The sequence below is a fragment of the Streptomyces sp. RKAG290 genome, from assembly GCF_023701695.1.
In the GTDB taxonomy this organism is placed as follows: Bacteria; Actinomycetota; Actinomycetes; order Streptomycetales; family Streptomycetaceae; genus Streptomyces.
The window spans coordinates 3,221,383-3,235,381 of sequence record NZ_JAJOZC010000001.1 but is presented as its reverse complement, the minus strand read 5'-3'; the positions used below and the strand labels follow the sequence as shown (position 1 = coordinate 3,235,381).

Genomic DNA, 13,999 nt, shown 5'->3' with positions numbered 1-13,999 from the left:
GTACCGATCGGCAGCACGGTTCCGTACTGAACCTCCGGTCACACAATTTGCCGGGGCTGTGGACAAACTCCGGAGCGCGTTGCGTCATGGGGTGGTGATGGCTTCAGATTCCGGGGGAACACCCCCGGCCCCCGCCGGGTGTGCGCATTCTCGTCGTCGGTGGGGGCTACGTAGGGATGTACACCGCGTTGCGTCTCCAGCGGAAGCTGAAGCAGAGGCTCAGAAGCGGCGAGGCCGAGATTGTCGTCGTCACGCCCGATCCTTATATGACGTATCAGCCGTTCCTTCCTGAAGCGGCCGCCGGTTCGATCTCACCGCGCCATGTCGTCGTGCCGCTGCGCCGGGTCCTGCCGCACTGCACGATCGTCATCGGCGAGGCGCAGCGCATCGACCACGCCAAGCGCACCGCGACCGTCACGACGCTGGCCTCGGGCGAGGACGGCACCGGTGCCGTCGAGATCCCGTACGACGAGATCGTCATCGCGCCCGGCTCCGTCTCGCGCACCCTCCCGGTCCCCGGCCTCGCCGACCACGGCTTCGGCTTCAAGACCATCGAGGAGGCCATCGGGCTGCGCAACCACGTGATCGAGCAGATGGACATCGCCTCCGCCACCCGCGACCCCGCCATCCGCGACGCCGCGCTCACCTTCGTCTTCGTGGGCGGCGGCTACGCGGGCGTGGAGGCGCTGGCCGAGCTGGAGGACATGGCCCGCTACACCGCGCGGTACTACCACAACATCAAGGCCGAGGACCTGAAGTGGATCCTCGTCGAGGCCACCGGCCGCATCCTGCCCGAGGTCGGGGAGTCGATGGGCAGGTACGCCGTGCGTGAGCTGCGCGGCCGCAACATCGACGTACGGCTCGACACCCGTCTGGAGTCCTACGAGGACCGGGTGGCCGTGCTCAGCGACGGCTCCCGCTTCCCGACCCGCACGCTCGTGTGGACGGCGGGCGTCAAGCCCGCGCCGCTGCTCGCCGCCACCGGCCTCCCGCTCAACGAACGCGGCAGGCTCATCTGCACGGCCCGGCTCACCGTCGAAGGGACCGAGCACGCCTGGGCGGCCGGTGACGCCGCCGCCGTCCCCGACCTGACCGCCGGCGAACCGGGACGGGAGACCGCACCCAACGCCCAGCACGCGGTCCGCCAGGCCAAGGTCCTCGCGGAGAACATCGTCGCGTCACTGAACGGCGAACCGCTCAAGGAGTACCGGCACAGCTATGCGGGCTCCGTCGCCTCGCTCGGCCTCCACAAGGGCGTCGCACACGTCTACGGACGCAGGCTCAAGGGCTACCCCGCCTGGCTGATGCACCGCGTCTACCACCTGAGCCGTGTCCCCACGTTCAACCGGAAGGCCCGCGTGCTCGCCGAATGGACCCTCGCCGGCCTCTTCAAGCGCGAGATCGTGTCCCTCGGCTCCCTGGAACACCCCCGGGCAGAGTTCGAACTCGCCGCAGGAAGGCGCACCAGGCCTGACGACGACGACTGTCAGTAGGGTCCGGCACACTGAACGTGTGACCATGGGTGGGCTCACATCTGCACAGAGTGACCCGGCCGGCAGCGACCGCCAGTGACCATCGACGACCGTCCCCGGGGCAGCAGCAGCGACCTGATACTTGGGTCGCCCCCCGGCAGAGGAAGCAGCCCGCCCGAGCGGACCAGACCGACACACGAGGCCAGAATTTCCGTGAACTTCACGCGTTGGAGCGCCCGCCTACCCGGTACGCAGCGTCGCGCCGCCCGGGACGACCACAGCTCCGTACCGGCGGCCCGCGCCGAGTACGCACAGGCCGATACCGGCTCCGGCCCGCCGGACGGCGACCAGGCAGGCGTCGCGACCCGGACGGGGGCGCCCGCCCTCGAGGACCTCTCCGCCCGCGACATCCTCGGCCAGCTGCCCGCCCTCGTCGCGCTGGTGCACGGCCCCGAGCACCGCATCGCGTACGTCAACGACGCCTATGCCGCGGCGTTCGGCCCCCGCCCGTCCGGTGTCCCGGCGGCCGAGGCGATGCCCGAGCTGACCGAGCTGAGCCTGCTCCCCCTGATGGACCAGGTCCTGCGCAGCGGCACGCCCCGCACGGTCAAGTCACGCAAGGCCGGCAGCGGCAGTTCGTACACCGTGACCTGCACCCCCGTGCGGCAGGACAAGGACAAGGGGCACGAGAGCGGAGTGCTCGTGTACGCCGCCGACGTCACCGACCACGCCGAGGCGGCCGAGCGCCTGCGCACCAGCGAGCGGCGCCATCGCGAAACGGCCGTCACCCTCCAGCGCTCCCTGCTCCCGCAGGAGCTGGAGCAGCCGGACGACCTGCGGATCGCCGCCACCTACCAGCCGGGCGGCACGGACGCCGCGGTCGGCGGCGACTGGTACGACGTCATCACCCTCGGCGCGGGCCGCACCGCTCTGGTCATCGGGGACGTGATGGGCCGCGGGGTGCGCGCCGCCGCCGTGATGGGTCAGCTGCGCACCGCGGTCCGGGCGTACGCGCGCCTGGATCTCCCGCCGCACGAGGTGCTCCAGCTGCTCGACGGACTGGCCGCCGAGATCGACGCCAGCCAGATCGCCACCTGCGCCTACGCGGTCCACGATCCCAACGAGGGCCGGCTCGTCTACTCCTCCGCGGGGCATCTCCCGATCCTGGTGCGCGACGAGGACGGCACGGTGCACCGCGCCGAGGGTCCGACCGGGCCCCCGCTCGGTACCGGCGGCTGGATCCACACCTCGGGCACGATCGCCCTGCCGCCCGGGTCCACGGCGGTCCTCTACACGGACGGCCTGGTCGAGCGCCGGAGCGAGGACATCGACGAGGGCGTGGCCTCGCTGGAGCGCGCGCTGTCCGGTGCGAAGGGGTCGCCGCAGGTGGTGTGCGACCGCCTGATGCGGTCCCTCAACATCACGGCGGAGCACGACGACGACGTGGCGGTCCTGGTGGTTCAGCACCCGGCGCGCACGGGAGCGACCGCGGAACTCTTCCACAACGCCTCGCTCGATCTGCTCGGCGGCATCGAAGCGGCGCCGCGGGCCCGTGCTTTCGCGACGGGCGTCCTTACGTCGTGGCGCTTCCCGGTCGAGCTGTGTGACCTGGGCGTACTCGCCGCCGGTGAGCTGGTCGCCAACTCCCTGCAGCACGGCACCCCGCCGATGCGCCTCGGCCTGCGCCGCACCGACCGCCGCCTGATCATCGAGGTGACCGACGGCGACGACCACCTGCCGCGCCGCCGCCGCGCCGACCCGGCGGACGAGGCGGGCCGGGGCATCACGATCGTCGCGACGATCGCCACGTCCTGGGGCAGCCGTCGCACACCGGGCGGCGGCAAGGCGGTCTGGTGCGAATTCGCCCTGCCGCAGTAGCGGCCCGGCCGCTCAGTGCACGGCGGCGACCGGCGCCGGCAATTCGGCCGACGCGGTCTCCGGCAGCGACACGGCAACCACCCGCGACGGCACCGCCGCGAGCGAAGGCTGGTCCTGTACGGGGGTGAGCCGCCGGCCCAGCCGCAGCGCCAGCACCGTGATGCCGAGCGAGAACAGCACGAACGTCACGATGTACGGCCCGTGCAGTGAGGCCCCCATCGGACCGCCCACGGCAGGGCCGACCGCCAGGGCCAGCTGCTTGCACAGGGCGAAGGCCGAGTTGTACTGCCCGACCATCGACTCCGGCGCCAGATCGGCGACCAGCGGCGCGACGGTCGGCGACAGCATCGCCTCACCGAGCCCGAACAGTGCGTACGTGGAGATCATCGCGGCCGTGGCCATGGTCTGGCTGCCGTGCCCGAGACCCGCGTAGCCCGCCACGATCCAGGCGAAGGCCCAGATCAGACCGACCGCGGCGATCACCCGGCTGCGCTTGCGGCGCTCCACCAGACGAAGCACCACGAACTGCGCCACGACGATGACGGCGGTGTTGGCGGCCAGCGCGATCCCGAGCGTCGAGGGCTCGATCCCGGCGGCCTCGGTGCCGTACGCCGCAAGCCCGGACTCGAACTGTCCGTAGCAGGCGAAGAACACCACGAAACCCAGCACGCACAGCTGCACCATGGCCCGGTGCGAGAGCAGCACCCGCATGCCGCCCCGCGCGGCGGTTCCTCCTGCCCCCGCCACGACGGCAGGACTACGAGGCATCCGCACGGTCGCCGCGATGGCGCCGAGCACGAGGAACATCACCGCTTCGATCAGGAACAGCAAGGTGAAGGACGCCGGCCGGTCCGTGTCGACGATCTGGCCGCCGACCAGCCCCCCGATGCCGAGCCCCAGGTTCTGCAGGAAGAACTGCATGGCGAAGGCGCGGGTGCGGGTGCCGGCGTCGGAGCACCGGACGAGCATCGTGGCGAGGGCCGGCTGCATGACGGCCGTGCCCGCACCGAGTACCGCGGCGGCAAGGACGGCGGCGGTCACCTGTGAGGACAGGCCCAGCGCGGCAGCGCCCAGGGAGGCGACGACCGAGGCGACGACCAGCACGGGCAGCGGCCCGCGACGGTCGATGGCCCGGCCGGTGAACGGCAGGACGGCGAGCGCTGCCATGGCGAAGACCGCCAGTACGACTCCCGCCGTACCGGCACCCAGATCCCGTACCTGCGCCACATAGACGTACAGATAGGGAACGGTGAAGCCCAGCCCGAACGCGCTCAGCGCGCTCCCCAGCTGGATCCGCCGCAGTGCTGCACCCATTTCCCTGGTCACACTCACCTACCTCAAGCTCTCGAAACCACGTGATCGAACGACTCGAACCCGAAGACTTTAGCACTAAAGTTAGAAGCTCAACAATACAGACCGAAGGACTTCGATGGGTACGGAGGGCGTGCCATACTGCGCGCCATGTCTGACACCACCGAGCCCGGACTCGATGAGCCGAGCCTCGACGAGCAGATCGCCGCCTATCAGCGCGAGTTCCGCGACCTGGACCCCCAGGTCGAGCAGGTCGTCTCCGCGCTCGGCCGGCTGAACCGCCGGATGAACGTGGCGTACGGACGGCAGGTCGCCGCCCTCGGCATCAGCAATGCCGAGTGGGAGGTCCTCAAGACCCTCGTGCTGGCCGGCGCCCCGTACCGGCTGGGCCCGGGGGAGCTGGCCAAGCGGCTCGGTCTCACCCCCGCCGCGATGACGCACCGCATCGACCGGATGGCGGGCGAGGGTCTGGTCACCCGTGACCGCGACGAGAACAACCGGGTGCGCGTCATCGTCGAGCTGACGGACGAGGGCCGCGCGAAGTGGCTGGAGGCGATGCGGATGGCCTCGGACTTCGAGGAGGAGCTGCTCCAGGACCTCTCGGGCGACGAGCGCGGGGTGCTCGGCGAGATGCTGATCCGCCTCCTGCGCCGGGTGGAGCACGCCCAGCCGGACGCCGGCGGCCGCCTCACCGACCTGGACTGAACCCCTGTTCAGGGGGTACTAGACAGGGCTTGACACCCCCCGCTGCGATCCGTAAGGTTCTTCGAGTTGTCACGGAGCCGGAACGGTTCCTGGACAACCGATCCCGCCGCGAATGCGGCAACCAAAACTCATCACGATCTCCCGCTCGGGAGGATTTCGGCGTGCCGAAATCAATTTCGAACGCTCGATTATGAGCCGCCGGGAAAATCCGCTAGAGTTTTGGACGTCGGAACGGCCCAACAGCCGGGAAGACAAGCCCCACTGACTGGGAATCAGGCCCGAAAGGATCTGATAGAGTCGGACTCGCCGGAAAGGGAAACGCGAAAGCGAAGAACTGGAAAGCGAAAATGCGAGGCCCGCTTCGACCGGGAATCGGACACGAAAGAGTCTGATAGAGTCGGAAACGCAAGACCGAAGGGAAGCGCCCGGAGGAAAGTCGCAGAAAATGTTCTGCGGTGAGTACAAAGGAAGCGTCCGTTCCTTGAGAACTCAACAGCGTGCCAAAAGTCAACGCCAGATATGTTGATACCCCGACCTGCTTCGGCAGGTTCGAGGTTCCTTTGAAAGTCCTGCGAGGTCACTGACCTGGCAGGCAATGCACATAGCGAGGACACAGTGGACGGTCGGTCTTATTCCGACTTGATCGTTCCGCTCTCGTGTGTGTGATCCCGATTACGGGAAAACATTCACGGAGAGTTTGATCCTGGCTCAGGACGAACGCTGGCGGCGTGCTTAACACATGCAAGTCGAACGATGAAGCCCTTCGGGGTGGATTAGTGGCGAACGGGTGAGTAACACGTGGGCAATCTGCCCTTCACTCTGGGACAAGCCCTGGAAACGGGGTCTAATACCGGATAATACTTTCCCTCTCATGGGGGAAGGTTAAAAGCTCCGGCGGTGAAGGATGAGCCCGCGGCCTATCAGCTAGTTGGTGGGGTAATGGCCTACCAAGGCGACGACGGGTAGCCGGCCTGAGAGGGCGACCGGCCACACTGGGACTGAGACACGGCCCAGACTCCTACGGGAGGCAGCAGTGGGGAATATTGCACAATGGGCGAAAGCCTGATGCAGCGACGCCGCGTGAGGGATGACGGCCTTCGGGTTGTAAACCTCTTTCAGCAGGGAAGAAGCGAAAGTGACGGTACCTGCAGAAGAAGCGCCGGCTAACTACGTGCCAGCAGCCGCGGTAATACGTAGGGCGCAAGCGTTGTCCGGAATTATTGGGCGTAAAGAGCTCGTAGGCGGCTTGTTGCGTCGGTTGTGAAAGCCCGGGGCTTAACCCCGGGTCTGCAGTCGATACGGGCAGGCTAGAGTGTGGTAGGGGAGATCGGAATTCCTGGTGTAGCGGTGAAATGCGCAGATATCAGGAGGAACACCGGTGGCGAAGGCGGATCTCTGGGCCATTACTGACGCTGAGGAGCGAAAGCGTGGGGAGCGAACAGGATTAGATACCCTGGTAGTCCACGCCGTAAACGTTGGGAACTAGGTGTTGGCGACATTCCACGTCGTCGGTGCCGCAGCTAACGCATTAAGTTCCCCGCCTGGGGAGTACGGCCGCAAGGCTAAAACTCAAAGGAATTGACGGGGGCCCGCACAAGCAGCGGAGCATGTGGCTTAATTCGACGCAACGCGAAGAACCTTACCAAGGCTTGACATACACCGGAAAGCATCAGAGATGGTGCCCCCCTTGTGGTCGGTGTACAGGTGGTGCATGGCTGTCGTCAGCTCGTGTCGTGAGATGTTGGGTTAAGTCCCGCAACGAGCGCAACCCTTGTTCTGTGTTGCCAGCATGCCCTTCGGGGTGATGGGGACTCACAGGAGACTGCCGGGGTCAACTCGGAGGAAGGTGGGGACGACGTCAAGTCATCATGCCCCTTATGTCTTGGGCTGCACACGTGCTACAATGGCCGGTACAATGAGCTGCGATGCCGCGAGGCGGAGCGAATCTCAAAAAGCCGGTCTCAGTTCGGATTGGGGTCTGCAACTCGACCCCATGAAGTCGGAGTTGCTAGTAATCGCAGATCAGCATTGCTGCGGTGAATACGTTCCCGGGCCTTGTACACACCGCCCGTCACGTCACGAAAGTCGGTAACACCCGAAGCCGGTGGCCCAACCCCTTGTGGGAGGGAGCTGTCGAAGGTGGGACTGGCGATTGGGACGAAGTCGTAACAAGGTAGCCGTACCGGAAGGTGCGGCTGGATCACCTCCTTTCTAAGGAGCATCTAGATTCCGCAAGGAATCGAGAGCCACTTCGTCGACAAATGTTCGACGGTGGTTAGCTCATGGGTGGAACGTTGACTATTCGGCACGACAGGTTGTTTTTCACTAGTACTGCTTCGGCGTGGAATGTGGAGGGTGATCGGTCGGGTCGGGCACGCTGTTGGGTATCTGAAGGTACGGCCGTCATGGTCGTCCTTCGGTTGCCGGCCCCAGTGAACTCGCCCGGTAAGGGCGGGGTGATGGGTGGCTGGTCGTTGTTTGAGAACTGCACAGTGGACGCGAGCATCTGTGGCCAAGTTTTTAAGGGCGCACGGTGGATGCCTTGGCACCAGGAACCGATGAAGGACGTGGGAGGCCACGATAGGCCCCGGGGAGCTGTCAACCAAGCTTTGATCCGGGGGTGTCCGAATGGGGAAACCCGGCAGTCGTCATGGGCTGTCACCCGCTGCTGAACACATAGGCAGTGTGGAGGGAACGAGGGGAAGTGAAACATCTCAGTACCCTCAGGAAGAGAAAACAACCGTGATTCCGGGAGTAGTGGCGAGCGAAACTGGATCAGGCCAAACCGTATGCGTGTGATACCCGGCAGGGGTTGCGCATGCGGGGTTGTGGGATCTCTTTTTCACGGTCTGCCGGCTGTGAGACGAGTCAGAAACCGTTGATGTAGGCGAAGGACATGCGAAAGGTCCGGCGTAGAGGGTAAGACCCCCGTAGCTGAAACATTAACGGCTCGTTTAAGAGACACCCAAGTAGCACGGGGCCCGAGAAATCCCGTGTGAATCTGGCGGGACCACCCGTTAAGCCTAAATATTCCCTGGTGACCGATAGCGGATAGTACCGTGAGGGAATGGTGAAAAGTACCGCGGGAGCGGAGTGAAATAGTACCTGAAACCGTGTGCCTACAAGCCGTGGGAGCGTCGCTGTATGTGCTTGCACATGCAGTCGTGACTGCGTGCCTTTTGAAGAATGAGCCTGCGAGTTTGCGGTGTGTTGCGAGGTTAACCCGTGTGGGGAAGCCGTAGCGAAAGCGAGTCCGAATAGGGCGATTTAGTAGCGCGCTCAAGACCCGAAGCGGAGTGATCTAGCCATGGGCAGGTTGAAGCGGAGGTAAGACTTCGTGGAGGACCGAACCCACCAGGGTTGAAAACCTGGGGGATGACCTGTGGTTAGGGGTGAAAGGCCAATCAAACTCCGTGATAGCTGGTTCTCCCCGAAATGCATTTAGGTGCAGCGTCGTGTGTTTCTTGCCGGAGGTAGAGCACTGGATAGGCGATGGGCCCTACCGGGTTACTGACCTTAGCCAAACTCCGAATGCCGGTAAGTGAGAGCACGGCAGTGAGACTGTGGGGGATAAGCTCCATGGTCGAGAGGGAAACAGCCCAGAGCATCGACTAAGGCCCCTAAGCGTACGCTAAGTGGGAAAGGATGTGGAGTCGCAGAGACAACCAGGAGGTTGGCTTAGAAGCAGCCACCCTTGAAAGAGTGCGTAATAGCTCACTGGTCAAGTGATTCCGCGCCGACAATGTAGCGGGGCTCAAGCGTACCGCCGAAGTCGTGTCATTCATACACATATCCCCAACGGGAGTATGGATGGGTAGGGGAGCGTCGTGTGCCGAGTGAAGCAGCCGCGGAAGCGAGTTGTGGACGGTTCACGAGTGAGAATGCAGGCATGAGTAGCGATACACACGTGAGAAACGTGTGCGCCGATTGACTAAGGGTTCCTGGGTCAAGCTGATCTGCCCAGGGTAAGTCGGGACCTAAGGCGAGGCCGACAGGCGTAGTCGATGGACAACCGGTTGATATTCCGGTACCCGCTTTGAAACGCCCAATACTGAATCAGGCGATGCTAAGTCCGTGAAGCCGGCCCGATCTCTTCGGAGTTGAGGGTAGTGGTGGAGCCGACGAACCAGACTTGTACTAGGTAAGCGATGGGGTGACGCAGGAAGGTAGTCCAGCCCGGGCGGTGGTAGTCCCGGGGTAAGGGTGTAGGCCGTGTGGTAGGTAAATCCGTCACACATTAAGGCTGAGACCTGATGCCGAGCCGATTGTGGTGAAGTGGATGATCCTATGCTGTCGAGAAAAGCCTCTAGCGAGTTTCATGGCGGCCCGTACCCTAAACCGACTCAGGTGGTCAGGTAGAGAATACCGAGGCGTTCGGGTGAACTATGGTTAAGGAACTCGGCAAAATGCCCCCGTAACTTCGGGAGAAGGGGGGCCATCACTGGTGATTGGATTTACTCCATGAGCTGGGGGTGGCCGCAGAGACCAGCGAGAAGCGACTGTTTACTAAAAACACAGGTCCGTGCGAAGCCGTAAGGCGATGTATACGGACTGACGCCTGCCCGGTGCTGGAACGTTAAGGGGACCGGTTAGCTGACTTTCGGGTCGGCGAAGCTGAGAACTTAAGCGCCAGTAAACGGCGGTGGTAACTATAACCATCCTAAGGTAGCGAAATTCCTTGTCGGGTAAGTTCCGACCTGCACGAATGGCGTAACGACTTCTCGACTGTCTCAACCATAGGCCCGGTGAAATTGCACTACGAGTAAAGATGCTCGTTTCGCGCAGCAGGACGGAAAGACCCCGGGACCTTTACTATAGTTTGATATTGGTGTTCGGTTCGGCTTGTGTAGGATAGGTGGGAGACTTTGAAGCGGCCACGCCAGTGGTTGTGGAGTCGTCGTTGAAATACCACTCTGGTCGTGCTGGATGTCTAACCTGGGTCCGTGATCCGGATCAGGGACAGTGTCTGATGGGTAGTTTAACTGGGGCGGTTGCCTCCTAAAGAGTAACGGAGGCGCCCAAAGGTTCCCTCAGCCTGGTTGGCAATCAGGTGTTGAGTGTAAGTGCACAAGGGAGCTTGACTGTGAGACCGACGGGTCGAGCAGGGACGAAAGTCGGGACTAGTGATCCGGCAGTGGCTTGTGGAAGCGCTGTCGCTCAACGGATAAAAGGTACCCCGGGGATAACAGGCTGATCTTCCCCAAGAGTCCATATCGACGGGATGGTTTGGCACCTCGATGTCGGCTCGTCGCATCCTGGGGCTGGAGTCGGTCCCAAGGGTTGGGCTGTTCGCCCATTAAAGCGGTACGCGAGCTGGGTTTAGAACGTCGTGAGACAGTTCGGTCCCTATCCGCTGTGCGCGTAGGAATATTGAGAAGGGCTGTCCCTAGTACGAGAGGACCGGGACGGACGAACCTCTGGTGTGCCAGTTGTCCTGCCAAGGGCATGGCTGGTTGGCTACGTTCGGAAAGGATAACCGCTGAAAGCATCTAAGCGGGAAGCCTGCTTCGAGATGAGTATTCCCACCCTCTTGAGGGGTTAAGGCTCCCAGTAGACGACTGGGTTGATAGGCCAGATGTGGAAGCCCGGTAACGGGTGGAGCTGACTGGTACTAATAGGCCGAGGGCTTGTCCTCAGTTGCTCGCGTCCACTGTGTTAGTTCTGAAATAACGAACGGCCGTGTTTTGTTCCGGTGTTGGTTAATTTCATAGTGTTTCGGTGGTCATTGCGTTAGGGAAACGCCCGGTTACATTCCGAACCCGGAAGCTAAGCCTTTCAGCGCCGATGGTACTGCAGGGGGGACCCTGTGGGAGAGTAGGACGCCGCCGAACTCCTTTTAAAATAGTTAAGCCCCGTGCCCTTGTGGCACGGGGCTTTTCTGCGTTCCGGACCAGAACGAAAGAGAGCGAGACCAGTGGTGACTGAACCCGCCCCGGTGGACCTGATCAATTTGGGAGACGCGGAGGGCAACCTCTGCGTTGTCCGCGTGACGGGCCGCTACCAACCCGGAGTGCTGACCGGCCACGACATTCTGCAAGCCGATGTCCTGGTCTCCGCGAGCTTTGTCGATGCCAGACTTGGGCTGTACCTGCTCCAGCGGGACCTCGACACCTGGCAGCACGACCTGACCCAGTTCGCACCGGGCAAAGGCGCAACCATTGGTGGAGACCGCGGACTGAGTCTCGGCCTTTTCATGCACGAGGACCGCACGTTGTCGTTGACGGTCCAGGACCCCGACCGCATGAACCTCGCGCTAGGGATCGGACCGCAGGAGACTTGGATCCAGGACCACCACCAGCGACTTGACCAGGTCCGAGAGACCTGGCCCAGCGAAGTCGTGGAGACGGCACCCATGACCTACGAGTGGAGCTCCAACCGCAGGGGCTGACCCACGGGCGCATGTCCCCCACGCGAGCTGACCCGACCACTTCTCAAGTCGGTGGTTCAAGCGGATCATGATCGCTCTTGGGCGTGGCCCGTGGGGTTCAATGCGGCTATGGGGAAACCGCTGTGGGGCCGGCTTTCGGTTGTGGCGGAGGTGGACAGCCTCGTTTCGGCCGGGCGGATGGTGGATGCCATTGCCGTGATCCGTGAGCAGGCCGGATTGCCGACTCCAGGTCTGCATGAATGTGTTGACTTGGTGGATCAGCGATTCGGGGTGTCGCGGCAGGGGCCGGCGGGTTCGTTCAGGCCGGGCTGACCAGGTGGGTGTCGTACGCCAGGATTACCGCTTGGACGCGGTCCCTGGCTCCCGTCTTCGCGAGGATGCGGGATACGTGTGTCTTCACGGTCGATTCCGCCAGGTGGAGGCGTTCGGCGACCTCCGTGTTGGTCCAGCCCCTGCCGATGACGGTGAGGATCTCCCGCTCCCGGTCCGTGAGGCTCGCGAGGCGTGGGTCGTGGGTGGCCGGTCCGCCCGGGACCGTCGGCAGATGCTGTACGTACGCGTCCAACAGACGGCGGGTCAGGCCAGGAGCGACCACCGCATCGCCGCTGGCCACGGCCCGTACCCCGGACAGGAGTTCCTCCGGCAGCGCGTCCTTGATCAGGAAGCCGCTGGCGCCGGCGCGCAGGCCGTCGTAGGCATAGCGGTCCAGGTCGAATGTGGTGACGATGAGCACGCGGGTGCGGGAGCCCGCCCTGATGATCCGGCGGGTGGCCTCGATGCCGTCCAGCAGGGGCATGCGGATGTCCATCAGCGCGACGTCCGGCTGGTGCCGGGAGACGAGTTGCAGGGCCTCGTGCCCGTTGGCGGCCTCCCCGACGACCGTCATGTCGTCCTGGCTCTCCAACAGCATGCGGAAGCCGAAGCGTTGCATCGGCTGGTCGTCCGCGATCAGCACGGTCGTCACGAGGGGGAGTCCTCCAGGGGGAGCCGGAGCCGTACCTGCCAGCCGGGTGCCGTCGGCGGCGGGCCTGCTTCGAGTGCGCCGTCGTACAGGGAGGCACGTTCGCGCATGCCGGTGATGCCCTGTCCGGCGCCGTCGGCAGGGGCGGCGTCGGGATGTGGGGTGCCGTTGTCCGTGATCACGGCCTCCAGCTCCGTCGGACGATAGGTCAGGGTGACCTCGGCCGCCAGAGCGGGAGCCGTCGCGGCGTGCTTCAGCGTGTTCGTCAGGGCCTCCTGCACCACCCGGTAGACCGTCAGCTGCCGTCCTGCGGTGGGCGCGACGGTCGGTGGCGTGCCGTGCTGACGGAGGCGTACCGGAAGTCCTGCCCGCCGGACTCCGGCCAGCAGGGCGTCCATGTCGTCCAGACCGGGCTGCGGGGTGCGGTCGGCACGGTCGGGGTGGTCGCGCAGGACGCCGAGCAGGCGGCGGAGTTCGGCGAGGGCCTGGCGGCTGGTGGTGCCGATGGCGTCCAGCGCCTGGACGGCCCGTTCCGGGCTCCTGGCCGCGGCGTACGCGCCGCCGTCCGCGAGGCCCGTGATGACGGACAGGTTGTGTCCGATGATGTCGTGCATCTCCCGGGCGATCCGGGTCCGTTCGGCCGCCGCGGCGAGCTGGGCCTGCTGGTCGCGTTCGAGTTCGAGCCGGTCGGCGCGGTCGACGAGGGCCTCGGTGTACTCCTTGCGGGTGCGGACGAGGATGCCGAGCAGGCAGGCGAACGCGAATGCCCAGAGGTGCGGGACGAAGAGCTGGTCCCAGTTGCCCGGGAAGCGTCCGGAGCCGATCAGCAGCGGCACGAGCACGAGGGCGCCCGACCATGCCAGGGCGCGCATCGGCAGTCGCAGTGCGATGTTGAAGACGGCGATGTCCTGGAGGTAGGCGGCCTGGACGACCGCACCCGTCCAGACGTTGATCAGGGCGAACGGCACCATGAACCCGAGCACGGCCGACGGATGGCTCCGGCGCCACAGCAGCGGGGCGGAGAACGCCACGCTCATCATGAACACCACCGGCTCCGGGGCGCGCGGGTTGTCCGCGACGGTGCGCCAGCCGCCCGAGGTGAAGTCGAGTACGGCGAACCCCACCCAGAAGGCTGTCAGCATCCCGTTCCAGACGAGGGGGCGGCGCCGGTCGAACGCGCGGATCCGCTGGAGCAGGCGCTGTATGTGCCCGGTGAGCGGGCTGGGGGCCGCCGACCGGTTCGTCTTGTCGTCCGTCACTCGCCCCATCCTCGCGCCGGGCTCC

General features: G+C 64.6%; 7 protein-coding genes and 3 rRNA genes. 7 read left to right on the top strand and 3 right to left on the bottom strand.

Annotated elements, in window-relative coordinates:
• Window positions 1-176 precede the first annotated feature (176 nt).
• Both LNW71_RS14035 and LNW71_RS14030 read left to right on the top strand, forming a co-directional pair.
• Window positions 177-1,493 (top strand): NAD(P)/FAD-dependent oxidoreductase, encoded by a 1,317-nt coding sequence (locus LNW71_RS14035; protein WP_250971995.1) that lies wholly within the window; start codon window positions 177-179, stop codon window positions 1,491-1,493.
• 192 nt (window positions 1,494-1,685) lie between these two features.
• Window positions 1,686-3,350 (top strand): SpoIIE family protein phosphatase, encoded by a 1,665-nt coding sequence (locus LNW71_RS14030; RefSeq protein ID WP_250968550.1) that lies wholly within the window; start codon window positions 1,686-1,688, stop codon window positions 3,348-3,350.
• Window positions 3,351-3,362: 12 nt separating this feature from the next.
• On the opposite strand, the gene LNW71_RS14025 is transcribed toward LNW71_RS14030, so the two are convergent.
• Window positions 3,363-4,664 carry an MFS transporter gene (locus LNW71_RS14025; RefSeq protein ID WP_250968549.1) on the bottom strand — a complete coding sequence of 434 codons (1,302 nt, stop codon included), beginning with the start codon at window positions 4,662-4,664 and terminating at the stop codon, window positions 3,363-3,365.
• Window positions 4,665-4,811: 147 nt separating this feature from the next.
• On the opposite strand from LNW71_RS14025, the gene LNW71_RS14020 reads away from it, so the two are divergent.
• The 5 genes from LNW71_RS14020 to LNW71_RS14000 all read left to right on the top strand — a co-directional run bounded on the left by LNW71_RS14020 (window position 4,812) and on the right by LNW71_RS14000 (window position 11,754).
• The gene (locus LNW71_RS14020) at window positions 4,812-5,366 is read left to right on the top strand and encodes a MarR family transcriptional regulator (RefSeq protein WP_250968548.1); all 555 of its coding nucleotides are present in this window, start codon (window positions 4,812-4,814) and stop codon (window positions 5,364-5,366) included.
• A gap of 685 nt (window positions 5,367-6,051) precedes the next feature.
• Window positions 6,052-7,577, top strand: a 16S ribosomal RNA gene (locus LNW71_RS14015).
• Between the two features lie 299 nt (window positions 7,578-7,876).
• Window positions 7,877-11,001: ribosomal RNA gene (locus LNW71_RS14010) — 23S ribosomal RNA — on the top strand.
• A gap of 79 nt (window positions 11,002-11,080) precedes the next feature.
• Window positions 11,081-11,197: ribosomal RNA gene (gene rrf / locus LNW71_RS14005) — 5S ribosomal RNA — on the top strand.
• The 16S, 23S and 5S rRNA genes sit together here, the layout of an rRNA operon.
• Window positions 11,198-11,280: 83 nt before the next feature.
• Window positions 11,281-11,754, top strand: coding sequence for a DUF5959 family protein (locus LNW71_RS14000; protein ID WP_250968547.1), 474 nt, complete (start codon window positions 11,281-11,283; stop codon window positions 11,752-11,754).
• Between the two features lie 298 nt (window positions 11,755-12,052).
• Here LNW71_RS14000 and LNW71_RS13995 read toward each other — a convergent pair whose 3' ends face one another.
• Both LNW71_RS13995 and LNW71_RS13990 read right to left on the bottom strand, forming a co-directional pair.
• Entirely contained in the window at window positions 12,053-12,718 is a 666-nt protein-coding gene (locus LNW71_RS13995) for a response regulator transcription factor (protein WP_250968546.1), read from the bottom strand.
• Window positions 12,715-13,983 (bottom strand): sensor histidine kinase, encoded by a 1,269-nt coding sequence (locus tag LNW71_RS13990; protein WP_374119407.1) that lies wholly within the window; start codon window positions 13,981-13,983, stop codon window positions 12,715-12,717. Before LNW71_RS13990 ends, LNW71_RS13995 begins: the two co-directional genes overlap by 4 nt.
• Window positions 13,984-13,999: the final 16 nt, after the last annotated feature.